The following is a 15,706-nucleotide window of genomic DNA, read 5'->3' as shown; positions in this document are numbered from 1 at the left end:
TGTCCTTCAAACACCCCGCGGGTCGCCGAAGCGCGCGGGCCATGCGGTTGAGTAACGACGGGTAGCTATCAACAATAATCCCGAGACTTGCCCTCGCTATTACAAAATGGCTATATCCTGTCCGAACCGGGTGGGAGATACATCATGCCAAAATTTCACGAGAATTTCCTGCTCGGACGCCTGAAGCTGCGTCAGTTGCGGCTGCTGACCGCCATCGCCGACGAAGGCACGGTGCTGAAAGGCTCGCAGGCGCTCAACATCGCCCAGCCCGCGGCCACGAAGAGTATCAAGGAGTTGGAGGACGCCTTGGGCGTCCAGCTCTTCGAGCGCTCTTCGCGCGGCGTCACCCCGACCGATTTCGGTGCGGTCATGATCAAGCATGGCAAGCTGATCCTTGCGCAGCTTCGCCATGCCGGCGAGGAACTGCAGTCGCTGGAAGAAGGTCTGTCGGGGCGCGTCCATGTCGGCACATTGCTTGCGGCATCGACATCGCTGCTACCGCGCGCGCTGGCGCGGCTGCGCGAGCGGCGTCCCGGGATCGCGGTGACGGTCGCCGAAGGCACGATCGACCGCTTGATGCCCGGCCTGCGCACCGGTGACATCGACGTCGTGCTCGGCCGCCTGCCCGAATATCGCGAGCGCGAGGGGTTGAGGCAGGATGTGCTGTACCTCGATACCGTATCGATCATGGTGCGCGCGGGCCATCCGCTGACGCAGCGTGACGCGCTGACGCTCGCCGACCTGGTCGATCAGGCGTGGGTGATGCCGCCGACGCAGACATCGCTGCGCCGCCAGATCGACCAGGCCTTTCGCCACGAAGATCTGGAACCGCCGCTCGACGTGATAGAATCGGTGTCGATCCTGACCAATCACGCCCTGCTGATGAGCACCGACATGGTGGCGGCGATGCCGCATCAGGTCGGGATCGGTCAGGCGGGTCTCGTCGCGCTGCCCGTGACACTCGAAGGCGCCAGTTCGCGGATCGGCGCGACGAGGCATGCCAATGTCGAACTGTCGGCGGCCGCCGCCTATTTCATGGACGTCGTACACGAGGTCGCCGCGGAGATCCGCAGCGAACTGGGGCAGGATCAGCCGGCTTCCGCCGAGGGCGACACACGCCGCCAGACGAAATAGGCAGCAGCGATTAGCAACAGCCAGGGACCACCCGCAAAGACGGCGACCTGCCAGTCGGCATCGACCGCCATCGTCACACCGATCGCCCCCAGCAGCGCCAGCCCCAGAAGCTGGGCATAAGGGAAGAAGGGCGTCTGCACCGGCAAATCGGCGCCGCGATGGCGCCGCCGAAAACGCAGGTGACTGACGAGGATCGCACCCCAGACGAGCAAACCACCGAACAGCACGATCCCGAAAAGATAATTATAGGCGAGCGGGGTGAGGATCGACAGCGAGGCGGCGAGGAGGATGCCGACGCCGGTGACGATCGTTGCGCGCATCGGGACATGCTGGGCATTCAGCTCACCCAGCTTTCGCGGTGCATAGCCGCCGCGCGCGAGCGAAAAGAGCATGCGCGATCCCAGATAGATGCTGGTGTTCATCGCCGACAGCGCCGCGGTCGCGACAACGAAGTTCATCATGCCGGCGGCATAGGGGATCCCCGCGCTGGCAAACATCTTCACGAACGGGCTTTCGGTAACGACCTTCGCCCCCGACTCCGTCCACGGCAGGAAGGCGACGATGATGAACAGCGCGAGGATGTAGAAGAGGAACAGCCGCGCCGCCATCGTGCGCAGCGCCGCCGGTATCGCCTCTTTCGGGTCTTTCGCCTCGCTCGCGGTGCCGACGACGAACTCCAGCCCCATGAACGAAAACAGCGCCATCAGCACCGCCATCCAGACGCCCGAAAAGCCGTTGGGCAGGAAACCGCCAGCGAGCCCCGTGACATTGTGCAGCCCGACCGGATCGCCGACGATACCGAAGATGCGGCTCAGGCCCACGATGATGAAGCCGACGATCGCCGACACCTTGATGACGGTCAGCCAATATTCGACCGACCCGAAATTATGCACCGCGCGCGTATTGACCCAGACGACCGTCGCCGCGCTGCCCAGCGCCCACATCCACACCGGCGTGTCGGGCAACCACCATCCCATATAGATGCCGACCGCAACCGCCTCGCTGCCGATCAACAGCACCTGCTGGATCCAGTAGGTATAGCGCACGATGAATCCCATCATCGGGCCAAGGTAGATTTCGGCATAGGTTCCGAACGAACCCGCGGTGGGATGGACGACCGCCATTTCCGACAGGCTGAAGACCATGATGACCGCGACCAGTGCCGCGATCAGATAGCTGATCAGGACGCCCGGCCCGGCGTAGCCGATCGCGATGCCCGATCCCATGAACAGGCCGGTGCCGATCGCCCCGCCAAGGCCGATCATGATGATCTGCGCCTTGCTGAGTCCGCGCTCGAGCCCCGCCTCACGGTCGAGATAGGCCTGTTCGTCCATCGTCATTCCCCCTGCCCCCGCGCTCAGGTCACCGCGTCGCGGATTTGATGCTCGGGTCGTTTCCATATCCCGTCATCCATGATCGTCACCAGCCGGTCGACCGCATCCCAGACATCGGCATAGCCGACATAGAGCGGCGTGAAGCCGAAACGCACCGTATCGGGCGCGCGGAAATCGCCGATCACGCCCGCTGCGATCAGCGCGCGCATGATCGGATAACCATCGGCGTGCGCAAAGGACACCTGACTGCCGCGCGCCGCCGCTTCGCGCGGCGACGCAAGGGTGAAGCCATGGCCGGCGCAACGCTCCTCGACGAGCCGGATGAACAGGTCGGTCAGCGCCATCGACTTGGCGCGGATCGCGTTCATGTCAGCGGCGCGATGGATGTCCAGACCGACCTCGACCAGCGCCATCGACAGGATCGGCTGCGTGCCGATCAGGAACTGGCGAATGTCGCGCTGCGGCCGATAGCCGGGCTCGAAAGCGAAGGGCGCGGCATGACCCCACCAGCCGGTCACGGGCTGCAGCGCCTGACCCTGGTGCCGCTTTGCCGCGAACAGGAAGGCGGGTGAGCCCGGACCGCCGTTCAGATATTTATAGGTACAGCCGACCGCGAAATCGACGCCCGCGCCACCCAGGTCGACCGGCATCGCGCCCGCGCTGTGGCACAAATCCCAGATCGCGAGCGCCCCCGCCGCCTGCGCGGACGCGGTGATCGCTGCCATGTCGTGGATATGCCCGGTCTTGTAATGGACGTGGGTGATCGCGACCGCGATCGTGTCCTCGTCGATCGCCCCCGCAATCTCGTCCTTTTCGCAGAGCCGCACCTCCACGCGCCCGCCGGTCGCGGCTGCGACGCCCTGGGCAATGTAATTATTGGTCGGGAAATTGCTGCCTTCGAGGATCAGCACCCGTCGCTCGGCGCGTAGCGCAACCGCCGCCGACAGCACCTTGAACAGATTCTGGCTTGTCGAATCGCAGACGATTACCTCGCCGTCCCCCGCACCGATCAGCGGGGCAAGCTTGTCGCCGAGGCGCACCGGCAGGTCGAACCAGCCCGCGCTGTTCCAGCTCTTGATCAGGTCGGCGCCCCATTCGCGGGTCACCACGTCGTGCGCGCGCGCCGCCGCGCCCTTCGGCATCGCGCCCAGCGAATTGCCGTCGAGATAGATCATCCCCGTCGGGATATCGAAGCGATCGCGCAAGGGAGCGAGCGGATCGGCGGCATCCATGGCCGCACAGGCGGCGCGATCGAGACTATCAAGCGTCATGGTAGCAAATCACCTTCGTCTGCGACATTTCGCGCGCCGCAAAGCGCACCCCCTCGCGCCCCATATTCCCGCGTCCGGCACCGCCGAACGGCATGGCATCGAGGCGGTAGTCGGTCGAATCGTTGATCATCACCCCCGCCGCACGCAGGCGCCGCGCCGCATGGCGGGCGGTGCGGTGCGATTCGGTGAAGATCGCCGCGTGTATCGCGTAGTCGGCGCCGTTCGCGGCGTCGATGGCTTCGTCCAGATCGGTGAAGCGAAACAGGCTCGCGATGGGACCGAAGGCTTCGTGACAGACCACCGGCGCGTCGCCCGGAACATCGGCAAGCAGCGTCGGCCGCACCAGCGCCCCGGCCCGCTCGCCGCCCGTAAGCAGGGTGGCGCCGCGCGCGACCGCTTCGTCGACCCAGGCGATGATGCGCGCCGCCTCGTCACCGCCGATCATCGGCCCGATGTCGGTTGCCGGGTCCAGCGGATCGCCGACGCGCAACGCTTCGGTCGCGGCGACGAGCGCGGCCTGAAAGACGTCATGGATCGCATCATGGACATAGATTCGCTGCACCCCGACGCAATTCTGCCCCGCCGCGCCGAAAGCGCCCGCCGCGCAGGCGGCCGCAGCCCTCCCGACATCGGCATCGTCCATCACGATCACCGGACCGTTGCCGCCAAGCTCCATCGCCAGCCGCTTGATCCCGGCCGCGCGGCAGATCGCCTGCGCCACCTTTGCCCCGCCGGTAAAGCTGACCATCGCGACGTCCGGATGGCCGGTCAGCGCGTCGCCAAAATCGCCGCCGCGCCCGGTGAGCAGGTTGAGCGCTTCGCCGGGCAGGCCGGCGGCGAGCAGCAGGCGCGCGAGCCGGATAGCGACGAGTGGCGCCTGCTCCGCGGGCTTGAGCACAACCGCGTTGCCCGCGGCGAAGGCGGGACCGAGCTTGTGACAGACAAGATTGAGCGGATCGTTGAACGGCGTGATCGCCGCGATCACCCCGACCGGTTCCAGGACATAATGGCCCGACCGCGCTTCGCCGCCGGGATAGCTGTCAAAGGCAAGCGTCTCGCCAGCGAGCCGCACCGCCTCCTCGCCCGACAATCGCAGCGTGTTGACCGCGCGCGCCACTTCGCGCCGCGCGGCACGGATCGGCTTGCCCGTTTCCGCAGTGATCGCGGCGGCGAAGCTTTCGGCTTCCGCCTCCAGCGCGGTCGCAGCGACGTGGAGGATGCGCGACCGCGCACCACTCGACAGATCGCGCATCGCCTCGGCGCCGCGCAGCGCGCTCGCCACCGCGCGCGCGACGTGCGACGGATCGGCGCAAGCGACCGAGCCGAGCGCTTCGCCCGACCAAGGGGCGAACACCGGCATCACCTGCTCCGCCGTTTCCCAGCGGCCGCCGATCAGCAGCGACCGTTCGCTGCCCAAGGCGGCGTGCATCATGGCTTATCCTTGCGCAGCACCAGATCGTCATATTCGCGGCTGTCGAGCAGGGCCTCGACGATCACCGGCCCGTCCGCGGCAAAGCCCGCGTCGAGTGCCGCCCGAAATTCCGCCGGATCGCGCGCGACCGTTACCGGCACACCGAACAGCGACGGGCCGCCGATCGTTCCCTCGGCGCGCACCGGGGTGCCATAGATGGGATTGGATTTCTTTTCCTGCTTGATGCGGATCAGCGCGAGGTCGTTGTCGGTGAAGATCACGATCACCAGCGGCAGCTTTTCGCGCACCGCGGTCGCCAGTTCGCCCGCGGTCATCAGGAAACCGCCGTCACCGAGCACGCAGCATACCGGCGTATCGGGGCGACAGAGCTTCGCAGCAATTGCTGCGGGAAGGCCGAATCCCATCGCCGACCAGCCGTTGGTCATGATCTGCGTGCCGGGCTTCGGCGTGCGCCAGTGCTGGCCGATCAGATGCGTGTGCGCGCCGACATCGCACGTCATGATGCCGTTGTCAGGCAGCACGTCGCGCAGCACGTCGAGGGCCGCGCAAGGCCCGAAGGCGCCGTCCCGCCCCGCAAGCTTCGCGAACATCTCCGCCTTGCGTGCCGCGAGCCCGGCGAGATCCCAGTCCTTGCTGGCAGCGGGCAGCGCCAGCAGCGCGTCGAGCGCCGGCGCGATCGCTCCGACGACCTCGGCGGCGACCGGATGCTTGTCGCGGTCGATATCGACGCGCGCGACGTCGACGCTGGCGAGCGCCAGCCCGTCCTTCATCCAGCTTTCGTAATTGAACTCGATCGGGTCGTAACCGATCGCGACGACCAGATCAGCCTCGGCATGCGTCTGGCCGACCATATCGGAGAGCGCATGGAAGAGCACCCCGGCGTAATTCGGATGATCCTCGGCGATCATGCCCTTCGCCATCGGGGTGAGCAGCACCGGCAGGCCGAAGCGCTCGGCGAGCGCGGCGATGCGATCCTGCACCCCGGCATGAACGGCACCGAGACCGATCGCGAGGACCGGCTTTTCGGCGGCGGCAAAGGCGGCGACCAGCGCGTCGGTCGCGGCGGGGTCGGGCATCGGCAGCGGGTCGGCCTCGACCGTTCCGATCGCCTGCGCTTCGACCGCTTGCGCGCTCATTCCCTGCGGCAGGCCGACATGCACTGCGCCGGGGCGCCCCGACAGCGCGATACGCGCCGCTTCGGCCAGCGTGTCGGCCGCGCTGTCCGCCGCGATCCGCATCGTCGCCTTGGTCAGCGGCGCGAACAGCGCCTGATGGTCGATCCCCATCTGGACCGTGCGGCCGCGCAGCGGCGCCGGCATCTCGTCGGTCAGCGCGATCATCGGCGATCGGTCGAGCGTCGCGCCGCCGACGCCGGTCGCAAGATTGGTCGCGCCGGGACCGAAGGTGCCGAAACACACTCCCGGAACGCCGGTCAGTCGCCCGCAGACGTCGGCCATGAAGCCCGCCCCGCCTTCGTGGCTGGCCAGCACGAAATCGATACCGTCGGTCGTGCGGATCGCTTCCATATAATCGACCCAGCCGCCGCTCGGCACGCCGAAGATATGGCGGACGCCCAGATCGCGCAGCCCCGTTACGACGTTGCGGGCGACTGTGGTCGATGTCATGTGCGATCCTTCATCCGAGAGCCAGTTTCGCGACCGGCCTAGGCGCCGAAGCCATACACAAAAAATACCGAATGGCCGTCATGATATATCGATGCGGTTATAGAAAGCGGTTGGCGATGGTCCCGATGCCGTCGACACCGCCTTCGACGACATCGCCCGCGACGATACGGCCCACCCCCGCGGGCGTGCCGGTGTAGATCAGGTCGCCGGGCCGCAGTTCGACATAGGCCGACAGTTCGGCAATGATGTCGGCCACCGGCCAGATCATGTCGGCGATGTCGCCCTCCTGCCGCGGCTCGCCATTGACCGACAGCCAGATACGCGCGCTTGCCGGATGGCCGACCGCGGCCGCGGGACGGATCGGCGACAGCACGGCGCTGTGGTCGAAACCCTTCGCCATGTCCCACGGCCGCCCGTCCGCCTTGGCCTCGGCCTGAAGATCGCGGCGCGTCAGGTCGTTGCCGACGGCATAGCCGAAGACGTGCGACAGAGCGTCGGCCGCCGCGATATTCGCACCGCCTTTGCCCAGCGCCACCACCAGCTCGATCTCGTGATGCAGATTGTCGGTGCGCGGCGGCATCGCGATGTCGGCGGTCGCTCCGACCAGCGCGTCGGCGGGCTTCGAAAAGAAGAAGGGCGGCTCACGCGTCGGATCGCCGCCCATTTCGCGCGCATGATCGGCGTAATTCTTGCCGACGCAAAAAATACGGCGAACCGGAAAGCGATCGGCGCTGCCGGCAATCTCGGCAGTAGGTGCTGCAACGGCAAATGGCAGGGTCATGAAAAGGGCGTCCTCGATATCAGGAAGACGGATAGAGCGCCGCGCGACACTTGCCGAGGTCGGCGCCCGCAAGGCCGCCTTCCCTCACCGCATTCCACGGGCTGCCCATCTTGTCTTCGGGGCGATACCAGAAGCCATAGAGCTTGCCGTTCGCCGCGACCAGCGTCGCCGCGCCGATGCTGCCCTCTTCCTTCGAATACCAGGCAAGCCGCATGATGCGCCCGAATACCGTCCCGCGCAGGGTGCCGAGCCCGTCGGTGTAGCAACCGAATATCTCATTGCCCTGCTGCCGCAACAGGATCGGGCCATATTCGTGCGAATAGACCCCGCTCGCATCGGCATCGGCAACCGCCGCGTCGCCGCGGCGATCGAGCGCGCCGAGCACGGCAAGATCGGAAAGCCGCGTCGGCCCGCGGCCCTTCCAATTGCTGTCGATGCGCAGTCGGAGCCAGCGCGCCGATGCTGGCGTCGGCAATTTCACGACGGTTCGTGCGTCCGCTTTCGCTTCCCCCTCGACCAGCATTTCATAGGGTCCCTCCGGCCCCTTGTTCGAGCCGAGCAGCGCGAAACGCCGGACCGGCGATCCTTCGGCGGTCTGCGACATCGATCCGTCCTCGCGCACCACCGGCTCAAACCGGTTGTCGAGGGCGACGGCATCGATCTTTGCGGTGCCAGCCAGCTCGAAATTCAGCGCGTGCGGAAGCGTGACGCCCTTGTCCGACAGCCAGCCATAGGCAGGCCCGCCGTCGACAAGGTTGATCGCCCAGGTCGACCAGTGGCGCTTCGCCTCATTCCCGTCGGCTTCGGCGATGCCGCCCCTACTGATATGCAGGATATTGTCGCCCGCGGGTTCGGCGGGAGCCTCCGGTGCCTGTTCACCGGGCGTGTTCGAGCATCCGGCAAGGAGCAAGGCCCCCGCCAGCCCCATCGTGGCTGTGCGCATCGGTTTGTCCTTCTAAAACATTTCTTCCGTCATCCCGGCGAAGGCCGGGATCCCGACCTCGCGTCTCACCGCCCCGGCGAGACCCCGGCCTTCGCCGGGGTGACGAACAACTTTCTATTTCCGCACGGGCCAGATATTCTTTGGCGCGCCGAGGTTCGGCTTGCCGAGCAGCGGGCTCGACAGCGCGTAGACGCCGTTCACCGAAAAGGCCCAGATGATGTTGCGGTCATATTCGGTGTAGACCGCAAACGTCGAATTGCCGAACGTATAGTCTGGCATTTCTTTTTCATTGGCGAAGCGCGGAACGAAATAGCCTGCGATCGCCGGCTTTGCCGGATCCTTGACGTCGAAAATCTGGATGCCGGCGTTGTAAAAGGCATAGATGGCAAGGCCCTGCCGGCCGCGCTGGGGCTGGGTCAGCCCGCCCGACCGTTTCGGTCCGAAACTGCCGCGCCGCTGGCAAAAATCGGTAAAAGAGGCCTCGGGCGGCGGCGTCGGGCGCGGGAAAGTCGCCGCGATCTTAGGATGCGCGGGATCGCGCACGTCGATCGAATAGATCGGCTTGAACGGCTCGTAACAGCTTTCGTTCATCGGATAGCCGTTGGAAAAAACGAAGCCGGTGCGGTCATATTGGCTGACATCGACATTGTCGAACTCGGTCCCCGCGTAGCTCGGCGGCACCGAAAGATGGCCGAGCGTCTTCGGGTTCGCCGGGTCGCTGAGGTCGAAGCTGTAGAAGCCGAGGCCGCCCATGCCGCCGAAGCCGATCTTGCCACCCGCCTCGACCGGCTTCGACGTCACGATCGGATAGCGCGAGCCCATCCAGCTCGTCCGGTTGCCCGCGCGCGGATTGGCGCGGTACGCAGCCTCGCTCTCGGGATCGCCGAGGCGCTGGCCAGGGACGGTGATCTGCGAAACGAACTTCGGATCGGCGGGGTCCTCCATGTCCCAGACCTGATAGCCGGGCGAATAGAGATAGTCGGGATATTCGGTGAGCGAATAGCTGTCGTCGGGCGCCGACGAGAGAAGCATATATTTTCCCCCGAACCATGTCGCCGCGTCGAGCGCGCCCGATCCCTGCTGTTCACCCACCGGCGCATCGGGATGTTTGTAGTCGGTGGTGCGCGTCGCGATCAGGTTCCATTTGTCGGGCGTCGGCCCGTTCATAACAAAGACCTTGAAACCCTTGAGCGAATTATAGTGCCGCTGCGCGGCGACCTTGTCGGGCTCGCGGCGCTTGTCCTCCATCAGGCCGAAACGACCGATCTCGTAGGAGGCGACCAGGACATTTCGTTGCAGCTTCTTGCTCCAAGCCACCGTGACGCCGCCGAAATAATCGGTGACCGCCGACGGATCCCACGCCTCGCTCGATCCCTTGGCGCTCCATACGCCGCCCTTCGACCAGACGATCTTCGCCTTGCGCGGATCGGTGACGTCAAGGATGCGCAGATAGTCGCGGTCGTGGGTGTAAAGATAGCGGCGGCCGGAAAAATCGACGACATTCGCCCACGCATGCCAGGGCGACGTTACCGTAGGATAGAAGGCGATGACCTTCACATTCTTGGCGTAACTGTTCTGGTCCCAATGATCGAGCTGCCCCGGAAAGGACGGCGGATCGTTAGTCAATCGGGTCGCGACCGGATGCCGGAAGCTGCCGTCGGGATTCATGCCATAATCGACGCCCGGCACCGGATCCTTGGGAGGATTGTCGGGCGTCGCCGCGATCCAGGCTTTCAGCCAGGGATCGCGAACGTCGATCGGCGCGTCGGCATGACTGCCGCTCCAATCCGCCGCCATAGGCGCGGTCGCGCTGAGCAGAGCGGCGACTGCCAGACTGGTCCCCGCCATGATCTTGATACCGCGCTTCATTATGATTCCTCCTTCTCGTTGACCCACATCGTCATTGCGAGCGAAGCGAAGCAATCCAAGGCGGCTTACGCGAGCTCTGGATTGTCGCGTCGCTTCGCTCCTCGCAATGACGATCGTTGTTGTCCGCATCGACCCTAGAAGCGGAACCGGGCCGTCACGCCATAGGTGCGCGGCGGGATGTAGGTCGAATAGATCGTTCCGAACAGTTCGAGCTTGCTGGTGAAGTTGAGCTCGTTCGTGAGATTCTTCGCCCACGCCGTCACTTCCCATTTGTCGTCGGCATCGCGCAGGCCGATCCGTGCATTGAGCAGGATTTCGGAGTCGAACTTCAGGATTGGCGTGTTCGGATTGTCGAAGAAATTCGCGCCGGTGTATTGGAAATCGCTACCCAGAACGAGCACCAGATTATCGGCGATCGGCTGGTCGAGATTGGCGGCGACATTGAAGGCATGTTTGGGCGTCCGGCGGCAGGTGTTGCCGTCGAGATCGGTTCCCTCGTCGTCGATGATCAGTTCGCCGGTGAAGTTGCAGCGCGAATAGGCATAATTGCCCGACAGGGTGAAGGCGTCGGTGATACGGGCCTGGAAATCGAGTTCCAGGCCATAGGCGCGCGTACCATTCTTCGCATTGAAGACGAAATTGTCAGGCGGCATTCCCGGCCCCGGTGACAGGAACTGGTTGGTCTGCAGATTGTCATAGTTGGTGTGATAGGCCGCCGCATTGATGAACAGGCGCCGGCCTGCCAGCGCGAGCTTTGCGCCGACCTCGAAGCTGTTGGCGGTTTCCGGGTCGAACGATACCAGCGCCTCTGCGGGCGTGTTTGCATCCTCGCCGGTCCAGCCGCCGGGCTTGTAGCCCTTGGCATAGCGGGCGTAGAGCGTGACATCGTTGCTCGGTTCGAAACGCAGCGTCGCACTCGGCAACCATGCATCCCAGCTGCGCGTTTCGCCGACCACGAAATTGACCGCCTCACCCTCGAACGACACGCCGGAGCGGTTGTTCGAATAGCGCTTGTGGTCATAGGCATAGCGCAGCCCGGCCTCGAAGGTCAGCTTGTCGGTGATGCTGTAGCTGAGCTCGCCGAAGACGCCGACATTATCGTTGCGCGAGGTGGTGACGGTGTGGTTCGATCCCGGTGATGGCGTCGCGGGCGTTCCGCCATAGGCCATGGCGAAGGCGAATTCCTCGATCGCCTGATAGTCGGGGAAGAGGAAGTTCACATCCTCGGCGCGGCGGATATTTTCGTGCAGATAATAGGCGCCGCCCTCGACGCGCAGTGGACCGCCATTGTCCCAGCGCAGGCGCAGCTCCTGCGAGAATTGCGTCACATCCTCGCCCTTGCCACTGTCGAAATAGCTGTCGGGAACGGTGGCGAGATAAGTATCGAGCCCGGCGACCATCGCCGAGGTGATGTCGGGCGCATTGGTCGCGGGATCGATCGGGAAGTTGAAAAGCATCCCCGACCCGTCTTCGCGCGCCTTCAGCGAGCTGTCGCGATAGACGGTCTGCGAGGTGACGCTGAGCCCTCCGCCGGCCTGCCAGTCGATCGTGCCGCTGACCCCGTACATGTCGCTGTTCTGGAAACCCGTGAAATTATGATTTCCCGACCGCGGATCGGCGCTCTTGAAGGGCGCGTTGCGGTCCGGCAGCACGAAGCCCGGCAGGCTGTCGATCGTCGGCGCATAATAGCTGAGATAGGTCACTTCCTCGCTGTCGCCCGGAATGAGGATATCGACCCAGCGCGCCCCGTCGCGGTGGCGGGTGTAGTCGGCAGCCAGATTGACGTCGAGCGATGGCGTCGGTCGCCAGCGGAGCTGGGCACGCACCGACTGCATATTCTGGTCTTCCTCGTCGCCGCCGCGCAGATTCTTCGCATAACCGTCATGGCTGCGCGAACTGGCGACAAGGCCCAGGCTCAACGTGTCGGACACCGGCCCGCGCACCGATCCGGCGACGTCGAGGCGGTTGTAATTGCCATAGGTCGCCTCGAACCGCCCCTCGAACGTATCGCCGGGCTTCTTGGTCACATAATTGATCAGGCCGCCGACGACGCTCTTGCCGAAGCGCAACGCCTGCGGTCCCTTCAACACCTCGACGCGTTCAAGGTCATAGAGGTCGAGCAGCGATCCCGTGCCGCGCGACAGATAGGCGCCGTCGACGAAGATGCCGACCGCCGCATCGGCGCCCGCGCCCTGGATATCGGAGCCGATGCCGCGAATGAAGAGTTCGGTATCGACCGCGCGCTCGGCGCTGAGCTTCAGGCCCGGAACGCGGTAAGCGACTTCGGAGAAATCCTTGATTCCGGCGCGTTCGAGCGCCGCGCTGCTGAACGCCTGAACCGAGATGGGCACATCCTGCAGGCTCTCCTCGCGCTTGCGCGCGGTCACCACGATTTCGTCGCCCGGTGCCGCGGCCGCAGCCTCGTCGGGTGCCGATTGCGCAAATGCCGTCGCCGGCGTCAATTGTGCCGCCGCGGTTGCCAGAAGCGCCCAGCGCAGATTCCACCTAGATCCCATTTTCTACCTCCCGAGCAGCCATGCGCCTTTGCCTTCAAATGCGGCACTGTCGACACTGGCCTTGTTGATCGCCGGGTATGGATAGGTCGCCACATTATATCGATATAATAGATTATGCACGCATCACTATTCCAAAATGGCCATATCAGGGATGTCGCTTGTTGCGCAGACCACCAGCCGCCGCCGACGACACGACCGCCCGCGCCCGAAGATGCCATTTTTTGAAAGACATATGCGGATGCCGGCCATCCCGCCCGCATCGAAGCAACATGTCACGCGGCACAAACCCCTTGCGCCGGGACGCGCTCGATCGGGCTGACAGCGTGGAAATGAGCATGGAGGCATGGCACGCCCGGCGTAGCAATGATGAGCCATGCCGTTTCGCTATCGCTCGCCGATTGCGCCTCGCGTCCCATCTCCGCTACTTGGCGTCTTAAATGGGGTGGTTAGCTGTCGTTCGTTGCTAGCGGTCCGGGCTTGTTAGTGACTTCGAAGCGGGCGCGCTCAAAATCGATCTTCAATGTGTCCTCGAGACCGACCGCATACCCCTCCAGGAGTGCTATGCCATCACCCTTCAGATGAAGGATAATCCCGAGGCCGTGATCCAGCCGCTCGACGCTGAGCCACACATCTTTCTGAGAAGCCTGAAGTTTCCGGACAATCTCAGTACCACCGGGCCCAGGCTCTATCTCCACGAAGATCCCGCCACCTGTGTTGTCCCGTGAACGCACCTTACCGCGCTTGGAAAGCTGATCGACAATCGCTGCCCATTCGGCAGACTCTGTCCCGATCGCCTCAAGGGCTGCCAGTCCCAAAGGCCAAAAGTCTGTCACAGGACCTGAGCTTTACTTAATATCCAGAGGTCCGCAATCAGTCGTTTCCTGCCGTCGCATCTAGATCGAGGGTGATCCGGAAGCGGATGTCAGTTGGCTACTGCCTCGATCCGCATTTTAGATGCCCGAAGCAGGCGGTAAAGCGGGCACCTAGCGATTTTAGCGCACCACATCGGATGCTTCGAAAAACGTCGCGTCCGTCACGGCGCGGGGAAAAGGCGCAAAATCGCCCCGCACGCCATGTTTCAGCGCCGACAGAATGAGGCCCGACCGCGCCGCGCCTTCTGCCCCGCTGCCTTGCCAGATCGCATCGAGAACACCTGCGGCAAACGCATCGCCCGTGCCGACGCGGTCCCGGATGGGTTCGATCCGGATTTCAGGGGTCGCTGCGAAACAGTCGCGGGCGTCCACCCGGGCCGCGATGCGGTGATCGGTCGCGCCGACGATACGCCGCGCCGTCGATGCGACATATTGAAGCGACGGATATTCTTCGAGAAGCGCCAGCGCGGCGGCCCGGCGCCGGCTTTCGCCGTCGCCCGAAAACGCGCGGCCCAGAAGCAGGGATGCGTCGCGATGGTTGCCGAACAGGATGCTCGCTCTGCACACAATCCGGCGGAGGATCGCGCCCGGATCGTCGTTCCATTTCTCCCACAGGCGGCCGCGCCAATTGCCGTCGAAAGAGACGCCGATGCCCGCCGCACTGGCCGCCTCCACCGCCGCCAGGGCGGCCTCCGCCGATTGCGGGCCCAGCGCGGGGGTCACGCCGGAAAGGTGCAGCCAGTCGGCGCCGGCGAGCAGTTCGGCCCAATTCCAGTCGCTTGCCGCCATCGCCGCGAAGGCGGAATCTGCGCGGTCATACAGCACCTCTGCCGGCCGTACGGGTCCGCCGGGGATATGATAATAAAGGCCCATCCGTCCCTCGCGCCGTTCGACGCGGGTCGTGTCGACCCCGTGCGCGCGAACCGTGTGGATTGCCGCGTCGCCGATGGGGCCCCGGGGCAAAGCGCTGATCATGCGGACTGCCAAGCCGTGCGATGCAAGCGCCACGGCAACATTGGCCTCGGCCCCGCCGACAAAGGCATCGAAGCGCGGGGATTGCAGCGGCATTTCACCATCCGGCACCGACACGCGCATCACGATTTCGCCGAAGCAGGCGACGGTAAAGGGTTTTGCTGTCATTATTCCAGTCCGGTTTCGGCTATCGCGGTGCAGCCAATGGCAATCGCCGAGCCGAAGGTCGCATGTGCGGTTTCGCCGACGCGGATCGGGTGTACGCCCGTTATCGCGCCCGCCGACAGCCATTGCCCCGGCTCGAGTGCGATACGCCCCTTCAGATGCTGCTCGATCAGGAAGCGCACCGATCCCAGCGGCCCGTCGAGGACATCGCGCGCGCGCCCGCGGCCGACCACCGTTCCTGCGACCATCGTTTCGACGTCGAGCTGGTCGAATATGCCCCGGTCGAGCAATGGCCCCAGCAACAGTCCATTGTTGATGCCGAGGTCGGCGATGATCGACCAGGGCGCATGATCATGCACGTCGGGCGCGGGCGAACTGGCCACTTCGAACCCTGCGCGAATCTCGCCGATATAGTCGAGCACGCGATCGGCGGGCGGTATATGGCCGGGCACCGCGTCGAGCCGCAATATCACCTCGGCTTCGATCGCCCCCGCACCGCCGCGAAAGACCCGTGCCTCCCCCGGCGATACCGTGAGCGTAGTGCAGCGCAGAACCGGCCCAGCGAGACGCTCGGCGCCCAGCGTGGCTACCATAGGCGCAGGGATACGGCCGACTTTCCAGCCCAGCACCGGCATCTCCAAAGACATCAGGATCCGGTTCTGCATGGCATAGGCTTCGTCGAGTGACGCGGGGAGCGGCTGGGGAAAAGCCGGCAGCGCCGTCCCGCGCCGGCGGGCATTTGCAAGGGAAGCCGTCCCATCGTCGGCGCGAAGTTGAACGGTCATCCGGGCG

12 protein-coding genes are annotated in these 15,706 nt (G+C 64.8%); 1 reads left to right on the top strand and 11 read right to left on the bottom strand.

Annotated features, from left to right (window positions below; all coding sequences use genetic code 11):
* The first annotated feature begins 144 nt into the window (after positions 1-144).
* A complete protein-coding gene (locus AOA14_RS11350; protein WP_062901888.1) occupies positions 145-1,134 on the top strand; it encodes a LysR family transcriptional regulator in 990 nt (329 codons plus the stop codon).
* On the opposite strand, the gene AOA14_RS11345 is transcribed toward AOA14_RS11350, so the two are convergent.
* The 11 genes from AOA14_RS11345 to AOA14_RS11295 form a co-directional block, all read right to left on the bottom strand.
* Positions 1,089-2,474, bottom strand: a complete 1,386-nt coding sequence (locus AOA14_RS11345; RefSeq protein WP_202988246.1) for an amino acid permease — start codon at positions 2,472-2,474, stop codon at positions 1,089-1,091. The two genes, AOA14_RS11350 and AOA14_RS11345, sit on opposite strands and share 46 nt — an antisense overlap.
* Before the next feature lie 17 nt (positions 2,475-2,491).
* Positions 2,492-3,739: a kynureninase gene (gene kynU, locus AOA14_RS11340; RefSeq protein ID WP_062901886.1), complete on the bottom strand. Its 1,248-nt coding sequence runs from the start codon at positions 3,737-3,739 to the stop codon at positions 2,492-2,494.
* Complete coding sequence (locus AOA14_RS11335) at positions 3,729-5,171, bottom strand: aldehyde dehydrogenase family protein (RefSeq protein WP_238929637.1); 1,443 nt, start codon at positions 5,169-5,171, stop codon at positions 3,729-3,731. Before AOA14_RS11335 ends, kynU begins: the two co-directional genes overlap by 11 nt.
* Complete coding sequence (locus AOA14_RS11330) at positions 5,168-6,796, bottom strand: thiamine pyrophosphate-binding protein (protein ID WP_062901884.1); 1,629 nt, start codon at positions 6,794-6,796, stop codon at positions 5,168-5,170. The genes AOA14_RS11335 and AOA14_RS11330 overlap by 4 nt, the downstream gene beginning before the upstream one ends.
* A gap of 97 nt (positions 6,797-6,893) precedes the next feature.
* The gene (locus tag AOA14_RS11325; protein ID WP_062901883.1) at positions 6,894-7,577 is read right to left on the bottom strand and encodes a fumarylacetoacetate hydrolase family protein; all 684 of its coding nucleotides are present in this window, start codon (positions 7,575-7,577) and stop codon (positions 6,894-6,896) included.
* Between the two features lie 19 nt (positions 7,578-7,596).
* The gene (locus tag AOA14_RS11320; RefSeq protein ID WP_202988245.1) at positions 7,597-8,520 is read right to left on the bottom strand and encodes a discoidin domain-containing protein; all 924 of its coding nucleotides are present in this window, start codon (positions 8,518-8,520) and stop codon (positions 7,597-7,599) included.
* Between the two features lie 114 nt (positions 8,521-8,634).
* Positions 8,635-10,389 carry an LVIVD repeat-containing protein gene (locus tag AOA14_RS11315; protein WP_062901881.1) on the bottom strand — a complete coding sequence of 585 codons (1,755 nt, stop codon included), beginning with the start codon at positions 10,387-10,389 and terminating at the stop codon, positions 8,635-8,637.
* A gap of 134 nt (positions 10,390-10,523) precedes the next feature.
* The gene (locus AOA14_RS11310; RefSeq protein ID WP_082819910.1) at positions 10,524-12,905 is read right to left on the bottom strand and encodes a TonB-dependent receptor; all 2,382 of its coding nucleotides are present in this window, start codon (positions 12,903-12,905) and stop codon (positions 10,524-10,526) included.
* 446 nt (positions 12,906-13,351) lie between these two features.
* A complete protein-coding gene (locus AOA14_RS11305) occupies positions 13,352-13,738 on the bottom strand; it encodes a hypothetical protein (protein ID WP_062901879.1) in 387 nt (128 codons plus the stop codon).
* Positions 13,739-13,897: 159 nt separating this feature from the next.
* Positions 13,898-14,917: a sugar kinase gene (locus AOA14_RS11300; protein WP_062901878.1), complete on the bottom strand. Its 1,020-nt coding sequence runs from the start codon at positions 14,915-14,917 to the stop codon at positions 13,898-13,900.
* The gene (locus tag AOA14_RS11295) at positions 14,917-15,699 is read right to left on the bottom strand and encodes a hypothetical protein (protein ID WP_062901877.1); all 783 of its coding nucleotides are present in this window, start codon (positions 15,697-15,699) and stop codon (positions 14,917-14,919) included. The genes AOA14_RS11300 and AOA14_RS11295 overlap by 1 nt, the downstream gene beginning before the upstream one ends.
* Between the last annotated feature and the right edge of the window lie 7 nt (positions 15,700-15,706).

The sequence above is a fragment of the Sphingopyxis terrae subsp. terrae NBRC 15098 genome (assembly GCF_001610975.1).
GTDB classification, from domain to species: Bacteria; Pseudomonadota; Alphaproteobacteria; order Sphingomonadales; family Sphingomonadaceae; genus Sphingopyxis; species Sphingopyxis terrae_A.
This window is presented reverse-complemented; position numbering and strand designations above follow the sequence as displayed.